Source organism: Sphingomonas sp. IC081, from assembly GCF_006874585.1.
Lineage (GTDB): Bacteria > Pseudomonadota > Alphaproteobacteria > Sphingomonadales > Sphingomonadaceae > Novosphingobium.
In genome coordinates this window covers 657,781-675,552 of the sequence record NZ_CP029762.1, presented here as the reverse complement: position 1 = coordinate 675,552, position 17,772 = coordinate 657,781, and the positions used below count along the sequence as shown (strand labels likewise).

The 17,772-nt window shown below is 66.7% G+C and carries 11 protein-coding genes; 5 read left to right on the top strand and 6 right to left on the bottom strand.

What is annotated here, in order from left to right; genetic code table 11:
• Nucleotides 1-71: 71 nt before the first annotated feature.
• Nucleotides 72-2,501 (bottom strand): glycoside hydrolase family 3 protein, encoded by a 2,430-nt coding sequence (locus DM450_RS21160; RefSeq protein ID WP_142638887.1) that lies wholly within the window; start codon nucleotides 2,499-2,501, stop codon nucleotides 72-74.
• A gap of 137 nt (nucleotides 2,502-2,638) precedes the next feature.
• Here DM450_RS21160 and DM450_RS21155 point away from each other — a divergent pair, with 137 nt between their 5' ends.
• The gene (locus DM450_RS21155; RefSeq protein ID WP_142638885.1) at nucleotides 2,639-3,733 is read left to right on the top strand and encodes a LacI family DNA-binding transcriptional regulator; all 1,095 of its coding nucleotides are present in this window, start codon (nucleotides 2,639-2,641) and stop codon (nucleotides 3,731-3,733) included.
• Between the two features lie 35 nt (nucleotides 3,734-3,768).
• Here the strand turns inward: DM450_RS21155 and DM450_RS21150 are convergent, their stop codons facing one another.
• The 5 genes from DM450_RS21150 to DM450_RS21130 are packed head-to-tail and all read right to left on the bottom strand — an operon-like array spanning nucleotide 3,769 to nucleotide 8,884.
• Nucleotides 3,769-4,617: an aldose 1-epimerase gene (locus DM450_RS21150; protein WP_142638871.1), complete on the bottom strand. Its 849-nt coding sequence runs from the start codon at nucleotides 4,615-4,617 to the stop codon at nucleotides 3,769-3,771.
• On the bottom strand, nucleotides 4,614-6,017 hold the full coding sequence (locus DM450_RS21145; protein ID WP_142638868.1) for a sugar porter family MFS transporter: 1,404 nt from the start codon (nucleotides 6,015-6,017) through the stop codon (nucleotides 4,614-4,616). Before DM450_RS21145 ends, DM450_RS21150 begins: the two co-directional genes overlap by 4 nt.
• Nucleotides 6,018-6,075: 58 nt before the next feature.
• Entirely contained in the window at nucleotides 6,076-6,948 is an 873-nt protein-coding gene (locus tag DM450_RS21140) for an SMP-30/gluconolactonase/LRE family protein (RefSeq protein WP_142638866.1), read from the bottom strand.
• 5 nt (nucleotides 6,949-6,953) lie between these two features.
• Nucleotides 6,954-7,739 carry an SDR family NAD(P)-dependent oxidoreductase gene (locus DM450_RS21135; protein ID WP_142638864.1) on the bottom strand — a complete coding sequence of 262 codons (786 nt, stop codon included), beginning with the start codon at nucleotides 7,737-7,739 and terminating at the stop codon, nucleotides 6,954-6,956.
• Nucleotides 7,740-7,756: 17 nt separating this feature from the next.
• Nucleotides 7,757-8,884: a fumarylacetoacetate hydrolase family protein gene (locus DM450_RS21130; RefSeq protein WP_260610470.1), complete on the bottom strand. Its 1,128-nt coding sequence runs from the start codon at nucleotides 8,882-8,884 to the stop codon at nucleotides 7,757-7,759.
• Nucleotides 8,885-9,081: 197 nt separating this feature from the next.
• Here DM450_RS21130 and DM450_RS21125 point away from each other — a divergent pair, with 197 nt between their 5' ends.
• From DM450_RS21125 to DM450_RS21110, 4 genes are all read left to right on the top strand, one after another.
• Nucleotides 9,082-11,307, top strand: a complete 2,226-nt coding sequence (locus tag DM450_RS21125; RefSeq protein WP_260610469.1) for a hypothetical protein — start codon at nucleotides 9,082-9,084, stop codon at nucleotides 11,305-11,307.
• A complete protein-coding gene (locus tag DM450_RS21120) occupies nucleotides 11,304-12,941 on the top strand; it encodes a DUF5597 domain-containing protein (protein ID WP_142638860.1) in 1,638 nt (545 codons plus the stop codon). Before DM450_RS21125 ends, DM450_RS21120 begins: the two co-directional genes overlap by 4 nt.
• A 27-nt stretch (nucleotides 12,942-12,968) precedes the next feature.
• A complete protein-coding gene (locus DM450_RS21115) occupies nucleotides 12,969-15,866 on the top strand; it encodes a TIM-barrel domain-containing protein (RefSeq protein WP_142638858.1) in 2,898 nt (965 codons plus the stop codon).
• Between the two features lie 230 nt (nucleotides 15,867-16,096).
• Entirely contained in the window at nucleotides 16,097-17,746 is a 1,650-nt protein-coding gene (locus DM450_RS21110; RefSeq protein ID WP_260610468.1) for an alpha-L-fucosidase, read from the top strand.
• The last annotated feature ends 26 nt before the right edge of the window (nucleotides 17,747-17,772 follow it).

The following is a 17,772-nucleotide window of genomic DNA, read 5'->3' as shown; positions in this document are numbered from 1 at the left end:
CAGCGGCTATTCCGCCCAGAAGGGCGCGGCGCGAAGTCGAGGGTTTGTTGTTCACGACGAGGCTTCCTTGATTACTGGGGGCAGACGGCACCGGCCGGATCGGTGGCGATGCGCAAGTCGGAAATCGTGATGGTGAACGGCGTGCTTGCGCTCAGGGTGAAGGGCTGGCTGATGCCGCCCAGATAAGTGCCGTGATTGCCGAAGCACTTCAAGGGAATGCGCAGCGAGGCCCACTTGCCCGGCTGTGCCAGCGCGGTGTCGATCCGGACCGGGCCGGAGCCCAGCGCCAGCGTGACCGGCCCCGTTGCTGCCTTGTCGACGCGGTAGACCACCTCGACGTTCATGTCGGCGTTGGCCTCGCGCTCCAGCGTGAGGTTGGGGCCGAGCACCGAGGCCTTCCCGGTGGGCGCAAAGGCCAACTGGATCGCGCCTTCCTGCCGGTTGGCACTGTCGACCAGCTTCTGGGTGACGCCGGCGCCGGTCTCGAGGCGGAACGGCTTGGCAACGATGCCGTCAACCACGAACAGGCTGGAATTGGAGGCCGAAGCGTCGATGCCCGGCTCCTCTCCAAGGACGCCGACATGACCGCCCTTGGCATAGGTCAGGCCATAGCCCAGCGCGAACAGCGGATCGTAACCCGCCTGACCCTTGTTGAGATTGAACTGGGCCGCCGTCTTGGGCCAGGAGAAAGACAGGGTGCCGCGGAAGTCGGTCTTGCCGCCGACCAGCACGTCGGCCACGCCGTTGCCTTCTGAGCCCGGGAACCAGGCGGCCACGAAGGCGTCGGAGGCATTGAGTTCCGGATTGACCCAGAGCGGGCGGCCGGAGAGGAACACCGCCACCGTCGGGATGCCGGCGGCCTTCAGCTTCTTCAGCAGCGCCAGCGACTTCTTGTTGCCGGGCTGGAATTCCAGCGAGCGGATATCGCCCCGCAGTTCGGCATAAGGTTCCTCGCCGAAGACGACCACGGCGACGTCGGGTTTTGTTGTAAAGCTGCCGTCGGGCGAAAGCACGGCCTTGCCGCCGCCGGCCTTCAGGGCATCGGCGATGCCGGTATAGATCGAGGTGGCGCCGGGGAAATCGGCATTGGTGTTGCCGTCACCCTGCCATGAGAGCGTCCAGCCGCCGGACTGGCGGCCGATGTCGTCCGCGGCGTCGCCGGCGACAAGCACGGTGGCGCTGCTCTTGATCGGCAGCACACCCTCGTTCTTGAGCAGGACAAGGCTCTCGCGCACGGCCTGGCGGGCAACGGCGCGATGCGCGGCGGAGCCCATTTCCTCGGGCTTGCCCTCGAACGGACGCGCGGCGTCGAACAGGCCGAGCTTCATCTTCACGCGCAGGATGCGGCGCACGGCATCGTCGATGCGGCTCATCGGGATCGTTCCCGCCTTGGCCGCGGCGAGGGTCGAATCGAACAGGCCCTTCCAGCTGTCCGGCGCCATGGCCATGTCGAGCCCCGCGTTGAAGGTCGCCGGGCAATCGGTGTTGGTGCAGCCGGGGATCTGGCCGTGGCCGTTCCAGTCGCCCACCACAAAGCCATCGAAGCCCATGCGGCCCTTCAGGACATCGGTGAGCAGCGCCTTGTTGCCGTGCATCTTGGTGCCGTTCCAGCTGGAGAACGAGGCCATGACGGTCATGGTGCCGGCGTTGACGGCGGCGGGATAACCGGCGTCGTGGATGCGGATCAGCGTCGCCTCGTCGACGCGGGTGTCGCCCTGGTCGATGCCGTCGTGGGTGCCGCCGTCACCGAGGAAATGCTTGACGCTGGCGGCCACGCGGCCTGCCTGGATGGTGGTCCGGGTGCCGGGCGCGCCCTGGAGGCCCTCGACCATGGGCCCTGCATAGGCGGCGACAAGGGTGGGGTCTTCCGAGTAGCCTTCGTAGGCGCGGCCCCACCGGTCGTCCTGCGGGACGGCAAGGGTCGGCCCGAAAGCCCAGTCGATGCCGGAGGCGGCGGTTTCGGCGGCGGTGGCCTTGCCGATCTCGCGCATCAGCGCGGGGTCATGCATGGCGCCCAGCGCGCTGTTGTGCGGGAACAGCGTGGCGCCCACGACATTGCTGTTGCCGTGCACGGCATCGATGCCGAACATGATCGGGATCGGCTCGTGCCCGGCGCGCTTCTCCAGCGCAACCGCATTGAAGGCGCGCGACGTGGCAACCCAGGCCGAGGCAGGCGAGCGATCCGGCGCGCCGATCGGCGGCGAATTGCCGCCCGCAAGGATCGAGCCGAGAGGGTATTGCTTGAGATCTTCCGGCTTGATCGAGGCGGTGTCGGCCTGGATCATCTGGCCGATCTTCTCGCGCAGGCTCATGCGCGCGATGATCGCGGTGATGCGGGCTTCGGTCCTGGCATCGACGAGTCCGGGGCTCTTTGCCGCAGGCCACAGCTCGGGATGGACCGGGGTCGGGGTGGGCGCCTTGGGCGTTTCAGCCTGGGCCAGCGCCATGGAGGCGCACGAAGCCAGGACAACAGTCTGCAACACGCGGTGAATACGCTTCATGACATCCTCGATATTTCCCAATGGGCCCTGTCTAGGCGATCCATGATGATTGCGCTACCATAAACCGTTCCCGCGGTTTTTCCGGTTTGCGTCACGCAGGCGCTTTGCAGGATTGAAAGTCGTGCTACAGGACGGTCATGTCCGACAGTGAGCGCAAACGCCGCAGCTCGAAATCCCGCCAAACCGGGGCCCCGACGATTGCCGACGTGGCCGCGCTTGCGGGCGTGTCGATGATGACGGTTTCGCGCGTCATCAATTCCGAGCCCAAAGTGCGCCAGGCCACCCGCGATGCCGTCAACGCGGCGATCGCGCAGCTCAACTACGCTCCGAATCGCGCGGCGCGCAGTCTTGCCGGGGCCTCGCAACTGCGGCTCGGGCTGCTCTATTCGAACCCGTCCGAGGCGTTCCTCAGCGCCTTTATCGTCGGCAGCCTCGAGGAAGCCGGACGGTCCGATGTTCAGATCATCGTGCAGAAGGTCGAGGACGGGGAGGATCTGGCGCAAGTGGCCGAGCGCATGGTCGCGGGCGGCATCCACGGCGTGATCCTGCCGCCGCCGCTCAACGAGGCGATGGAAGTGCTCTCGGTGCTGCGCAAGGCCAACATGCCGACCGTGGCGGTGACCACCGCCGAGCCGCACGAGGGCATCGCCACGATCATGATCGATGACCGCAGCGCCGCGCGGGAGATGACCGGGCATCTGATCGACCTCGGTCATCGCCGGATCGGCTTCATTCTCGGCCACCCGGATCTTTCCGCGAGCGGCGCGCGTCTCGAAGGTTACCGCGAGGCTCTGGCAGAAGCGGGCATCGCCTTTGATCCGGCGCTCGTTGCCCAGGGCTATTTCACCTATCGTTCGGGGCTGGATGCGGCCGAGGAACTGCTGTCGCTCGAGGACCAGCCTTCGGCCATCTTTGCCAGCAACGACGACATGGCCGCCGCCACCGTGGCGATCGCCCATCGCCGCGGGCTGGACGTGCCGGGCGACCTGACCGTCTGCGGTTTCGACGACGTGGCGCTGGCAACCACGATCTGGCCCGAACTCACCACGATCCAGCAGCCCATCGTCGAGATGAGCCGCCGCGCGGTGGAACTTCTGGTCACGATGCTGCGCAACAAGCGCAAGGCCGAGATCGGCGACCAGCGGATCGAGATCGAGTACAAGCTGGTGCGCCGTCAGTCCGACGCCGCCCCGCGCCGCCGCCCCGTCCTGCGCCCGTCCCTGGGCAACTGATCCGCCCCCTCGCGCGAGGGGGCAGAGCGGCGGCCTCAGGCGCTGCGGATTCGCATCGTGACGGTACGGGTCTCGCCGGGGAGCAGCGGTGCCGGGGCCTCGCGGTTGACGGCGTCGGGCATCGTGCTCTGCGGTTCGGCGCAGAAAAAGTCCTGCCCCGGCGGCACGTAGAGGTGCAAGTACGGGGTGTCCTCGCCCTCGAGCACGATGTCGCCGTCGCCGCGCTCGATGCGCAGCTGCCCCGCCCAACCGGCATAGCAGTGATCGACAAGGTCGGGACGCTCAAGGGCGGCGCCCTGTTTCCAGTCGCCCAGCGTATCCGCCGTGGCCCGCACGGTGGGCAGCATCTCGGCATCGGCCAGCCAGACGGCCTTGGCGGTAAAGGCGATCGCGCTCACGCCCCGGCGGGTGAACCAGGGGTGGAAGCCGAGGCCTGCAGGCATCGCATTGTCATCGGTATTGGTCAGTTCCAGGCGCGCTTCGAGGCCCTCGGCGGTAAGCCGGAAATGCTGGCGCAGGGTGAAGGCCCAGTTCCAGTCAGGCCCGGCGGCATGGTGGTGGAGCAGGGTGGCGCGGTCTGCTGCTCCGGTTTCCACCGACCAGGTGCCAAGCCATGCGGTGCCGTGCAGCGGATGCTTCTGCCCCGGCGCGTTGGGCGCCAGCGCATGGGACTGGCCTCGCCAGGTGAAGCGTCCGCCCGCGATACGGTTGGCGTAAGGGGCGAGCGGGAAGCAGGCGCTGTCGAAAGGCGCCTCGGCGCCTTCGGGCATCGGCCGCAGGATGTCCTGTCCGCGCCGGGTGAGGGCGCGGACCATGCCGCCATGAAGGGGATCGAGGACGAGGCGCCAGTCGCCTGCGCTCAGGACCACCCCGGTGCTGTTCATCCTTCCATGTCCTCAAGCTCGCGCCCGCGCGTCTCGGTGACGGTGGCCCGCACAAAGAAGAACGAGACGGCGGCGGCCAGGGCGTAGAACACGTACGTCACCGCCAGGCCCGGGCGTTCTGCGAGCGAGGGGAAGCTCACCGAGATCGCGGCGTTGGCAATCCACTGCGCAAAACCGGCAACGGCAAGCGCAGAGCCGCGGATCTGGTTGGGGAACATCTCACCCAGCATGACCCACATGACCGGGCCCCAGCTCATGTTGAAGAACACGACATAGGCATTGGCCGAAATCAGCGCGATCAGGCCCGAATGGCCGGGCAGGGCAAGCGCGCCGTCGGCGCCGGGAACGGCGGTGGAGAAAGCCCAGGCGACAAGGCCGAGCGTCACCGCCATGCCCGCCGAACCGATCAGCAGCAGCGGCTTGCGGCCGATCCTGTCGATCAGCGCGATCGCGGCAAGGCAGGCGCCGATCGATAGCGCACCGGACAGGATGTTGATCTGCAGCGCATTGTCTTCGGTAAAGCCGACTGCCTGCCACAGCGTCGCACCGTAGTAGAACACCACGTTGATGCCGACCAGCTGCTGGAACACGGCAATGCCGATGCCCACCCACAGGATCGGGCGGATCTTGCCGGTGGTCTTTTCGACGAGGTCCGACAGGCGCGGGCGGTGATGGTCGGCGGCGAGCGAGGCGTTGATTTCGGCCACCTTGCGGGTGGCCTGCGCCTCGCCGAACAGGCGCGTCAGCACTGCGTGCGCCTCATCCTTGCGGCCGCGCGCGACGAGGTAGCGGGGGCTTTCCGGGATCGAGAGCAGGGCCACGAGATAGATCGCGGCGGGAATGGCCTGGAGCCAGAACATCCAGCGCCAGGCGGGGAAGTTCAGCCAGAGGCTCGCGGTCGACCCGCCGGCCCAGCGCGCCAGCACGAAGTTGGCGACAAAGGCACCGGTGAGGCCGGAGATGATCATTACCTGCTGCACGCTCGAAAGACGCCCGCGCAGGTTCGCCGGGGTCATTTCCGAGATGTAGACCGGTGACGTGACGCTGGCAGCGCCAACGCCAAGACCGCCGATGATCCGTGCGATGATGAAGATCGCCGAAGAGCCGGCTGCGCCTGCCAGCAGCGCGGAAACCAGGAACAGCACGGCGGCCAGCATCATCGTGCCGCGGCGGCCGATGAGGTCGGACAGGCGTCCGGCGATGAAGGCGCCGATGGAGGAGCCGACAAGAATCGCGCCGACGTTGACGCCGATGCCCAGGCGGCCCAGCGCAAAGGCGGCTTCGAGGCCGTTCTGGGTGCCGTTGATGACGCCGGAATCGTAGCCGAACATGAAGCCGCCGATCGTCGCGACCGCGACGACGAGCGCGACCAGGCGCTTGTTGATATCGATCCTGTCCATCAGGATGTCCTTTCCCGGGGGCCCGCCTGCTGTTGTCTATGGCTGGGCCCGGTTGAATTCAGGTGTTCGCCTTGCGAGGCGGCGCGGCCGGGACGGCCGTACGGAAAGTGAAAAGATCGCCTGCAAGTGGCTGGCTGGCAAGCTGTTCTTCCGAAAGGCCCTGCCGCGCGCTGGTGGCGAAAGCGGTGCGCCCGTCGTTGCCGCCAAGCGCGATCTTGGTGACGTTGGAGACCGGGAAGCGCACTTCGTCGGTCAGGGTGCCGTCCGGGGCGAACCGCCGCGCGGTGCTGCCGGCATAGAAACCCAGCCAGACGCCGCCTTCGGCATCGCAGATCGCGCCGTCGGGATAGCCCCAGTCGGCACGGTCTTCGCCGTTGAAGTCGAGGAACAGCGTGCCCGCATCGGCCATGCCGTCTTCCGTGATCGCGTGACGGATGACCTTCCGGGCCAGCGTGTCGACATGGTAGACATGCGATCCGCAGGGCGAGATTGCCGGACCATTGGTGATCGTGACCGCAGCGAGCCCGGCCTCGTGCACGGCGCCGTTGTCGAGCACGAAGACCTTGCCGGTCTCGCTTTCCTCAAGGTTGTCCATCGTGCCGAACCAGATGCGGCCCCCGGCATCGATGGCGGCGTCGTTCAGGCGGTTGTCGGGCAAGTCGGCCTGGATGTGGGCGATCCGCTCGAACGTGCCGGATTCTGGCAGGAAGCGGTGCGGGCCGCTCCGGAGACCTGCGATCAGGCCGCCTTTCGCAGAGGGAAGCACCCAGCCGACATGCTCGGGAGCGGGCCAGTTTGCCAGATCGCGCGTCGCGGGATCGAAGCGGAACACGGTGTTGCGCTTGATGTCGACGAACCACAGGGCGCCGTCGATCCACACCGGGCCTTCGCCCAGTTCGGCGCCGACCGAAAGGAGATGTTCAGCCTGCATGGCGATCAGCGCCAGCCGGCGTCGACGAAGTAGTCGTGGCCGGTGCACATGCGCGCGCCATCGGAGCTCAGGAACAGCACCAGCGCGGCCACGTCCTGCGGCACGATGCGTCCCGGTAGGCACTGCGCGGCCATGATTTCGGCCTCGCCTTCGGGGGTGTACCATTTTTCCTGACGCGGGGTCTTCACGTTGCCGGGAACGATGGTGTTCACGCGGATGTTGTCGCCGCCGAGATCGCGGGCCAGGCTGCGGGTCAGGCCGGAAATCGCCGCCTTGGTGGTCTGGTAGAGCACCAGGTCGGGCAGGGCGAGATGCCAGGAGATCGAGCCGAAGTTGACGATCACGCCGCCGCCGGCCTCGCGCATCGCCGGCGCCACGGCCTGGGCGGCAAAGAACAGGTGGCGCAGGTTCACGTTCATGCGCTCTTCCCAGAACGCTGGCGTGACGTCGGCGATCTGGTGGCGGTCGTCGTTGGCGGCGTTGTTGACCAGCACGTCGATGCCGCCGAACTCCGCGACGATCGCGGCGATCGTTTCGCGCACGCTGTCGATGTCGACAAGATCGAGATGGCGGTAGACCGGCGCGTGGCGTGCGCTTTGCGCCAGGCGTGCGGCCAGTGCCTCGCCTTCGGCATCCTGGATGTCGACAAAGACCACTTGCGCGCCCTGCGCGACAAAGCCTTCGACAAGGCCCGCGCCGATGCCGGTGGCGCCGCCGGTGATGATGACGCGGCGATCCTGAAGTTCGGGGTAGATGGCGGTGAGGCCGCCCGAGGAAGTCTGAGTGAGCATGGTTCTGTTATGGTCCGTCATGCCGCCAGCAGGCCGCGGCGCGCCAGATTGGAAAAGAGTTCGCCGATCCCGAAGGTCCACGGTGCGGCCTCGGCCGAAGTGGTGACCGGGTTCACCAGTGTGCCGAGACGAGCGCTGGTGATGGTGACGGTATCGCCCACCTTGTGGGTGAAGCCGCGGCCCGGTTCGTCGCGGTCCTGGGTGGGGGCGAACAGCGTGCCGCAGAACAGCGCGAAACCGTCCGGGTACTGGTGCTCGCTCATCGACTGGCGGAGCAGGTCCTCGGGATCGCGGCTGATTTCGCGCATCGTGCTGTGGCCTTCGAGGACATAGCCGTCCTCGCCCTCGATGGTCATGGCAACGTCCGCCGTGCGCACGTCTTCCATGGAGAAGCCATCGTCGAACAGGCGGATGAACGGGCCGAGCGAACAGGACGCGTTGTTGTCCTTGGCCTTGCCCAGCAGCAGCGCCGAGCGCCCTTCGAAGTCGCGCAAGTTGACGTCGTTGCCGAGCGTCGCGCCTGCTGCCTTGCCGTCGGGGCCGGCGATCAGCACCACTTCCGGCTCAGGGTTGTTCCAGCCCGAATCCGAACGCACGCCGACCGGCGCATCGTGGCCGACCGAGGCCAGCACGGGGCACTTGGTGAAGACTTCGGCGTCGGGGCCGATGGCCACTTCGAGGTACTGCGACCACATGCCTTCGTCGATCAGGGTCTGCTTGAGGGCGTCAGCTTCGGCCGAGCCGGGCACGGTGGAGCGGACCGAACCGCCCAGCACCGCTTCGATCTTGCTGCGGATCTCGGCAGCCACGGTATGATCGCCGCGCGCACGTTCCTCGATCACGCGCTCCAGCGCGGAGACGGCAAAGGTCACGCCGCAGGCCTTGACGCACTGGAGATCGACCGGGCTCAGCAGATGTGCGGTTTCCAGCACTTCGATGCCGCCCATGAGTTCGCCGCCGCTGCGGGCATCGAGGGCGATCAGGGCCGAGGTGGTGGGGGCGACGCGGGCCATGTCGAAAACCTGGCCGCCGCGAATCAGGATCGGGGTCGGACCTTCGGCGGTCTCGATGCGTCCCAGGAAGATTCCGTCACGCCAGTCTTCGGGCAGGCCGCGATTTGCAACCGAACCATTATTTTTTGTCACCGCTATTCCTCTCCAGGTGTGTTAGCGTTATCTACGACGAGCAGCGCAACGTCAAGACGGGTCAAGGAAGCCGTCGCCCGCTGGTTTGGAAGCGAGAGGAAAAAGGGGAGGTCGTGAGCATCAGCGGGGCAAGGGGCGCGTCATTTGTGGCGCTCACAATGGCGATTGCGGCAGGGCTTGCTGCAGGCGCCGTGCCCGTGTCCGCAGACTCCAGTCCGACTTCTGGAATCGTTTCTTCGCCAAGAGTCGCGGTAGCCTACGACTGGCGTAGCGTGCGCGTGGGCGGCGGCGGGTTCACGCCCGGCATCGTTTTCAGCCCGGTCGAGCGCGGTCTGGCCTGGCTGCGTAGCGACATGGGCGGGGCCTATCGCTGGGATGCGGCCGCAAGGCAGTGGGTGCCGCTGCAGGATCGCGTGTCCGAAAGCAGCTTCATGGGCATCGAGAGCATTGCTGCCGATCCCGTCGATGCCGGGACGGTCTACCTTGCCGCCGGCATGAACTGGTCGGCGCCTGCCGCGATCTTCCGTTCCACCGACTATGGCAAGACCTGGCGGGAAACGCGGGTGCCCTTTGCGATGGGCGGCAACGAGAACGGACGCGGGCTGGGCGAGCGGCTTGCCATCGATCCCTTCGCACATGGCCGCCTGTTGTTCGGATCGCGCCATCAGGGCCTTTGGGCCAGCGACGATGCCGGGGCGAACTGGCGCAAGCTGGATGGCTTCCCGCTTGCCGGGCTGGGCCTGCCGACCAATCGGCGCGAGACGCATGGCGGGCTGTCGTTCGTGGTCTTCGACGCCAATGTGCGCGGCCGCGTCTTCGTGGGCAGTGCCGATCCGGGCGAGCGCCACCTGCTGCGCTCCGACGATGGCGGCAAGACATGGAGCGCGGTTGCCGGCGGTCCGGCGGCCGACATGCTGCCGGTCAAGGCCGTCATCGGCAGCGACGGCCTGCTGACGATCACCTATTGCGACGGCATCGGCCCCAACGGCATCACGCGCGGCGCGGTCTGGCGGTTTGACCCGGCGCGCGGGGCATGGCGCGATGTCACGCCGAAAGTCATGCCTATAGGGGGGCCGCAGGCTCCCGTCGGCGGCTACATGGGCGTGGCGGTAGCCGCGAGCGATCCGCAGACCATCGCGGTCAGCACCGTGGACCGGGGCAATCCGGTCGATACCGTCTGGCTCAGCCATGACGGCGGGGCGCATTGGGACGAACTCTGGAGGCGTTCGGTGCGCGACGTTTCGGCGACGCCCTTCCTCGATTTCGGCGGCAAGGCGAACTTCGGGCACTGGATCGCGGGTCTGGCCATCGATCCCTTCGACGCGAACCACGCGGCCTATGTCACCGGCGCGACGGTCTATGCGACGGGTGAACTGCAGAAGAGCGGCACCATGCAATGGGCGCCGTGGACGGGCGGGATCGAGCAGACCGCGATCATCACGCTGGTCAGCCCCACCGGCGGCGCGCATCTGGTTTCGGGTTTCGGCGACATCGGCGGCTTCCGCCATGACGACTTCACCGTCTCGCCCGCGCATCAGCATATCAACCCGTTCCTGTCGAACACCAACACGCTCGATTACGGCGGCCGCGCGCCGCTGGTGATGGTGCGCAGCGGCAATACCCATGCACGGGTGGTGCCCGATACCTCGCTGGCATGGTCGGCCGATGGCGGCGCGACGTGGAGCCCGCTGCACGTGCCCAAGGGCGCGCCGCACGGCGATGGCACGCCGCTGCCGGAGGAGACCGGTAATGCCGCGATCACCGTCTCGGCCGATGGCACGGCCTTCCTTGTCGAGACCGACCAGCCCCGCCTGACCCGGAATCGCGGCGCGACATGGCAGGTGGTGGGCGGATTGCCCAGCCGCACCCGCGTCACGTCTGACAAGCAGGACGCCAAGCGCTTTTACGCCATCGACTTCGCAAGCAACCGCGTGGTGCGCAGCGACGATGGCGGTGCCCGGTTCCACGCGCTCGCAGGCAAGGGCCTGCCCGCAGACCTTTCCGCGGCCCACAGCGCCAACCGCGAAGCGCCCGCGCCGATCCTCGCCGATCCGAACCGCGCCGGGGCCTTGTGGCTCAATCTGGGCGGCGCGCTCTATCGTTCGGCCGACTTCGGGGACAGCTGGCAGCGCACCGGGCAGGCCATCACCATCGAGCGCTACGGGCTTGGCAAGGCTGCGCCGGGGCGCAAGGATGCCGCGCTCTTTGCGCTGGGCACGCTGGGCGGGCTGCGCGCGGTCTGGCGCTCCATCGACGGCGGCACGACATGGCAGCGGATCAATGACGAGGCCCACCAATGGGGCCTGCGCATCCGCGTGATTTCAGGCGACCCGCGGCAGTTCGGGCGCATCTACATAGGAACCGATGGCCGGGGGATCGTCTATGGCGATCCCAAGACAGGGCCTGCGGAGGGGACGGAATGAAAAGCAAGGATTTCATCGCATCGCTCATGCTCGCGGCTGCCATCGGCGTGGCCGCGCCGGTTCAGGCGCAGGATGCCGCCACGCAAGTGCCGCGCCTTGAAAGCAAGAACGGCCGCCACGCGCTGATCGTCGACGGCAAGCCGTTCCTGATGCTGGGTGCGCAGGCGAACAATTCCAGCAACTATCCCGCGATGCTCGATGCGGTCTGGCCGGTGCTCGATGCGATGCACGCCAATACGCTGGAAATCCCGGTGGCCTGGGAGCAGGTGGAGCCGGTCGAGGGCAAGTTCGATTTCACTTACCTGCAGAACCTGCTCGACGCCGCCCGCGCCCATGACAAGCGGGTGGTGCTGCTGTGGTTCGGCACCTGGAAGAACACCAGCCCGAGCTATACGCCGTCGTGGGTGAAGCTGGACAACAAGCGCTTTCCCCGGATGAAGGCGCCGGACGGTTCGGACCACTACGTGCTGACGCCGCTGTCGCAAAGCACCATGGCGGCGGACCGCCGCGCCTTCGTGAAGGTGATGGAATACTTGCGCGATCATGACCGGCAGAACACCGTGATCATGGTCCAGCCCGAGAACGAGACCGGCTCCTACCGCGTGCCGCGCGACTTTTCGGCAGAGGCGAACGCGCTCTTCGCCAAGCCGATCCCGGCCGCGCTGGCGAAGAAGGTCGGCAAGTCCGGTTCGTGGGACGCCGCCTTCGGCAAGCAGGCCCCGCGCGCGTTCAACACTTGGTACGTCGCCCAGTTCGTCAATGCCCTGGCAGAGGCGGGCAAGGCGGTGAAGCCGCTGCCGATGTACGTCAACGCCTCGCTCGCCGGGCCGTCGAACGTGCCCGATCCCACCGGCGTCGCCAGCGGCGGTCCGCAGTGGGACGTGCTGGACATCTGGAAGGCCGCCGCTCCGGCGATCGACTTCGCCGCGCCCGACATCTACGATCGCAACAGCGCCAACGCCGTCCAGTACCTCGACAAGTATGCCCGCCCGGACAATGCGCTGATGGTGCCGGAAATCGGCAATGCGAAGGAATTCGCGCGCTTCTTCTGGCCCACCATCGGGCGCGGCGGCATCGGTTTTGCGCCTTTCGGCATGGATGACACCGGCTACTTCAACTACCCGCTCGGCGCGACCGCGCTGGACAAGGAGACCTTGGCCGCTTTCGCATTGCCCTATGGCGCGCTGGCGCCGATCGCCAGCGACTGGGCGAAGATCGCCTATGACCGTCCCACCTGGGGCGCCGCCAAGCCGGACGACGGCGCGGTGCGCGAAACGGTAATGGGCAAGTGGAAGATTTCGGCCGACTGGGGCCAGTGGCAGTTCGGCCAGAAGGACTGGACCTGGATCCCCACCAAGCCCGCGCCCTGGGCCGATCAGCCGGTCGGCGGCGTGGCCGTGGCCCAGCTTTCGGACACCGAATACCTCGTCATGGGCGATCACGTCCGCGTCAATTTCTCGCCCGCGAAGGGGGAGAGCAACGGCGTGATCGTCGCCGTGGAGGAAGGCACGTTCAAGGACGGCAAGTGGGTAACCACGCGGGTCTGGAACGGCGACCAGACCGACTACGGCATCAACCTGATCGACCGGCCGCAAGTGCTCAAGATCACCACCGGTTTCTATTCTTCCAAGTAATCGCCTGAACTGGCAGAGGATCTTAACATGAAGCAATTCACAATGGCCGCGCTGCTTGCAGGTTCGGCAATCGGCCTGATCCCGGCCGTGGCACTGGCGGCCGACGGCGGCGTGGAGAACGTGCCCGGCGGCGTGGCGGTGACGCCGCAGAGCGGCCCTTCGGACCGCGTCGAGGTGACGCTGCACGGTGACGGCATCTTCCACGTCGTCGCCCATCCGCGCGGCCTGCAGGCCCCGGCCGCCAGCGCCAGCCTGATGGCGCCCAATCCCCCGGCCTCGGGCAAGTACACGGTCAGCCAGAGCGGCGGCCACGTGCAGGTCAAGGCGGCCAAGGCAACCGCCGACATCGACCTCGCCAGTGGCCAGGTGCGCTTCCTCGACGCGGCCGGCAAGGAACTGCTGGGCGAGACGGCCTCCACCGTCTTCACCCAGACCAGGGCGGACGGCACCCCTTACGTCACCGTTTCGCAGCAGTTCAACCGCGGCACGGGCGAGGGGCTCTACGGCCTTGGCCAGCACCAGCAGGCGGTGATGGACTTCAACGGCGAGGACGTCGAGCTCGCCCAGCACAACATGGACATCGGCATTCCGTTTGTCGTCTCCAGCAAGGGCTACGGCCTGCTCTGGGATAACGAGAGCATCACGCGTTTCGGTAACCCGGCGCCCTATACGCTGGTTGGCGACAAGACCGGCATGAAGGTGACGAGCGGCGGCAAGCCCGGCTTCACCGCGCGCTATTACCTTGACGACAAGCTGGCGGTGGAGCGCCAGGAAACCTCGATCGACTACCAGTACCTCGACGATCAGGCGAAGTGGCCGGAAGCCGCCAAGGCCAGGACCGTCGCCTCGGAGCAGGGCCAGAACACCGCCGGCAATGCCGTGCAGACGCAGAAGGTGGTGTGGGAAGGCGATCTCCAGCCCGACAAGACCGGCACCCACAAGTTCCAGCTCTACGGATCGAGCTATTACAAGGTCTATGTCGACGGGGAGCTGAAGCTCGACCGCTGGCGCCAGAACTGGAACCCCTGGTACGCCAATTTCGAAGTGCCGATGACGGCGGGCAAGCCCGCGCACATCCGCATCGAATGGGACCCCAACGCGGGCTACATGGCGCTGCTCCACAACGATCCGCTGCCCGAGGCGGACCGCCATTCGGTCTGGTTCACCAGCGAGGTCGCGCGTGACAAGGACTACTGGTTCATCGCCGGCGGCGACATGGACGGCGCGGTGGCGGGCTATCGCCAGCTGACCGGCAAGTCGGAAATGATGCCCAAGTGGGTCTATGGCTTCTGGCAGTCGCGCCAGCGCTATGACACCGCGAAGGAACTGGAAGGCGTCGTCGCCGAGTACCGCAAGCGTCAGTATCCGCTCGACAATATCGTGCTCGACTGGCGCTACTGGACCGACGATTCCTGGGGTAGCCACAAGTTCGATCCCAGCCGTTTCCCCGATCCCAAGGCGATGGTGGACATGGTGCACGGCGATCACGCCAACATCATGATCTCGGTCTGGCCCAAGTTCTATCCGACCACCGACACGTTCAAGGAACTGGATGCGGCGGGCGCGATCTATCACGGCAATCTGCGTCAGGGTAACAAGGACTGGGTCGGCGTCGGTTACGCGAATACCTTCTACGATCCCTACTCGGCCAAGGGCCGCCAGATCTTCTGGCGCCAGGTGGAAGACCGCATCGCCAAGTTCGGCTTCGACGCCTGGTGGGCGGACGCCAGCGAGCCCGACATGCATTCGAACCTGTCGATCGACAAGCGCATCGATACCATGGGCCCGACGGCGATGGGCCCGGCGGCGGAGTTCTTCAACTCCTACCCGCTGATGAACGCGCGCTCGTTCTTCGACGGCTGGCGCGCCTTCAAGCCGGACGTGCGTCCGTTCCTCTTGACCCGCTCGGGCTTTGGCGGCCTCCAGCGCTACGGCGCGGCGGTGTGGTCGGGCGACGTGGCGACGCGCTGGTACGATCTGCACGCGCAGATCTCTGCCGGCGTGAACACCGCGATGTCGGGCCTGCCGAACTGGACGCACGACATTGGCGGCTTCTCGGTCGAACCGCGCTTTGCCGCCGAAAAGCCCAAGGCGGCGGACCTCGACGAGTGGCGCGAACTGAACCTGCGCTGGTTCCAGTTCGGCGCCTTCAGCCCGCTGTTCCGCAGCCATGGCGAGCAGCCCTGGCGCGAGATCTACGAAATCTCGCCCGAAGGCTCGCCCATGCGCGCCTCGATGGTGTGGTATGACGAGCTGCGCTACCGCCTGATGCCCTACATCTACACGCTGGGCGCGGACACCTACCAGAACGACGGTTCGATCATGCGCGGCCTCGTGATGGACTTCCCGAACGATGCGAAGGCCCGCAAGGCCAATGACCAGTTCCTGTTCGGCAAGGCTTTCCTGGTCGCCCCGGTCACCACCTACAAGGCGCGCGAGCGTGAGGTCTATTTCCCCGGCGATGCGGGCCTGACCTGGTACGACTTTGCCAGCGGCAAGGCCTATCAGGGCGGCAGCAGCGCCACCGTTCCGGCCCCGGCCGAACGCATGCCGCTGTTCGTGCGGGCGGGCTCGATCGTGCCGATGGGCCCGGTCATGCAGTACACCGACCAGAAGCCCGATGCCCCGGTGACGCTGGTCGTCTACACCGGCGCGGACGGTTCGTTCTCGGTCTACAACGACGATGGCCGCTCGGAGCAGTACCGCACCGGCGCCTGGGAGCGCATGCCGGTGCGCTATGACGATGCCACCGGCACCGTCACCATCGGCGCGCGTGAGGGCAAGGGTTATGCCGGCATGCCGCAGGCCCGCACCGTGCGGATCAAGTGGATCGTCCCCGGCACCGCCGTCACCGACCAGAACGGCTTCGACAGCGAAGTGCGCTGGACCGGCAAGGCGCTGCAGGTGAAGCGCCCCAAGCGCTGAGGGTTTGTTTGAAAATTCGCTGAAGGCGAATTTTGCGGCACCGGCCCACTCCCGCACCCGACCACCCACGAGCGTACCGTGATGGGTGGTCGGGCGGGGGAGTGGGCCGGTACCGCGCCGAAAATGCCCATCCGGGCATTTTCCAAACAATAGCCAGGCAAGATTTCAACGGGACCAGGAAGAGGATCTAAAACGATGGCCGGCGCACTCCTTCGCAGCAGGTGCACCCCGTGAAGGGGCTGAGGCCGGATCGTCGCCGCTTTCTGGCGGGCGCCCTTGCCGCAGGGGCCGCAGCACGGCCGCTTGCCGCGGCTGCTGGCTCGACGGGCGCGGCTGCCGGGCCGGTGCAGGCCAGCTGGGCCTCGCTGGTCGAGCACTATCGCTATCCCGACTGGTTCCGCGATGCCAAGTTCGGCATCTGGTCGCACTGGGGCCCGCAGGCGGTGCCCGAGCAGGGCGATTGGTACGGACGCTTCCTCTACATGCAGGGGCATCCGATGTACGAACACCACCTGAAGACTTACGGCCATCCGGCCGATACCGGCATGATGGAGATCCAGAACCGCTGGAAGGCGGAAAGCTGGGATCCGGAGGCGCTGATGCAGCGCTATGTGAAGGCGGGCGCGAAGTACTTCGTCTCGCTCGCCTGCCATCACGACAATCTCGACTGTTTCGACAGTTCGCACCACGCCTGGAACTCCAAGCGCGTGGGGCCGGGCCGCGATGTCGTCGGCACATGGGAGAAGGCCGCGCGGGCAGCCGGGCTGAAATTCGGCGTTTCCAACCATATCTCGCACGCCTGGCACTGGTATCAGCCGGCCTATGCCTACGATCCCGAGGGCCCGCGCAAGGGCGAGCGTTATGACGCCTATCGCCTCACCAAGGCCGATGGCGCGGGCAAGTGGTGGGAAGGCCTCGACCCGCAGGAACTCTATACCGGCCGCCACATGGTCGCTCCCGACGGCATCGATTCCATCGCGGCGATGAACGAATGGCACGACAGGAACGACGGCCAGTGGCTCGAAACCGCGCCGCCGGGGGACGAGACTTTCGCGCGCCAGTGGCTGCTGCGCCAGATGGACCTCGTAGCCAAGTATCGCCCGGATTTCTGCTATTTCGACAACTACGAACTGCCTTTCGGGCAGTACGGCCTTGCGGCGGCGGCGGACTACTACAACCGCTCGATCGAATGGCACGGCAAGATCGACGTGGTGCTCACCGCCAAGCAGCTGAAGTCCTACGCCCGCTTCGGGCTGGTGCAGGACGTGGAGCGCGGCTTTACCGACCATCTCTGGGACGAGCCCTGGCAGACAGACACCTGCATCGGCGACTGGTTCTACAACCGCGATCGCTTTACGCAGAAGAGCTATGTCGGGGCGCAGGGCGTGCTCCAGCGGCTGGCCGATGTGATCTCGAAGAACGGCAACCTGCTGCTCTCGATCCCCCAGCGCGGTGACGGCACCATCGATAGCGAGGAGGAGAAGATCCTCGACGACCTCGCCCGCTGGATGGCGGTGAACGGTGAGGCCGTGTTCGGATCGCGGCCCTGGCACACCTATGGCGAGGGGCCGACGGTGCTTTCGGTGGGCATGCAGAATGAGGGCGGATTCAAGGGCTTTGTCGAGGGCGACGTGCGCTTCACGGTGAAGGACGGCGCGCTCTACCTGTTTGCGCTGGCGGCGCCGAGGAAGCCGCTCTCCGTAAAGGCGCTGGGCCGCCGCGCGATGGCGCAGGCGGGCAAGGGACAGGTGGCGCGCGTCACGCTGCTCGGCGGCGGTGCGGTGCCGTTCCGGCAGGGGGCGGAGGCGATGGAAATCGACTTGCCGCAAGGGCTCGGCACGGTGCCGGTGGTGAAGATCGAGGGTCGCGGGATCGCCTGACCCTAAACGCACAGAACGATACCCTA

Coding starts and splice junctions, on each gene's coding strand:
- DM450_RS21160 (WP_142638887.1), bottom strand. CDS start 2,501: ATGAAGCGTATTCACCGCGTGTTGCAGACTGTTGTCCTGGCTTCGTGC.
- DM450_RS21155 (WP_142638885.1), top strand. CDS start 2,639: ATGTCCGACAGTGAGCGCAAACGCCGCAGCTCGAAATCCCGCCAAACC.
- DM450_RS21150 (WP_142638871.1), bottom strand. CDS start 4,617: ATGAACAGCACCGGGGTGGTCCTGAGCGCAGGCGACTGGCGCCTCGTC.
- DM450_RS21145 (WP_142638868.1), bottom strand. CDS start 6,017: ATGGACAGGATCGATATCAACAAGCGCCTGGTCGCGCTCGTCGTCGCG.
- DM450_RS21140 (WP_142638866.1), bottom strand. CDS start 6,948: ATGCAGGCTGAACATCTCCTTTCGGTCGGCGCCGAACTGGGCGAAGGC.
- DM450_RS21135 (WP_142638864.1), bottom strand. CDS start 7,739: ATGCTCACTCAGACTTCCTCGGGCGGCCTCACCGCCATCTACCCCGAA.
- DM450_RS21120 (WP_142638860.1), top strand. CDS start 11,304: ATGAAAAGCAAGGATTTCATCGCATCGCTCATGCTCGCGGCTGCCATC.
- DM450_RS21115 (WP_142638858.1), top strand. CDS start 12,969: ATGAAGCAATTCACAATGGCCGCGCTGCTTGCAGGTTCGGCAATCGGC.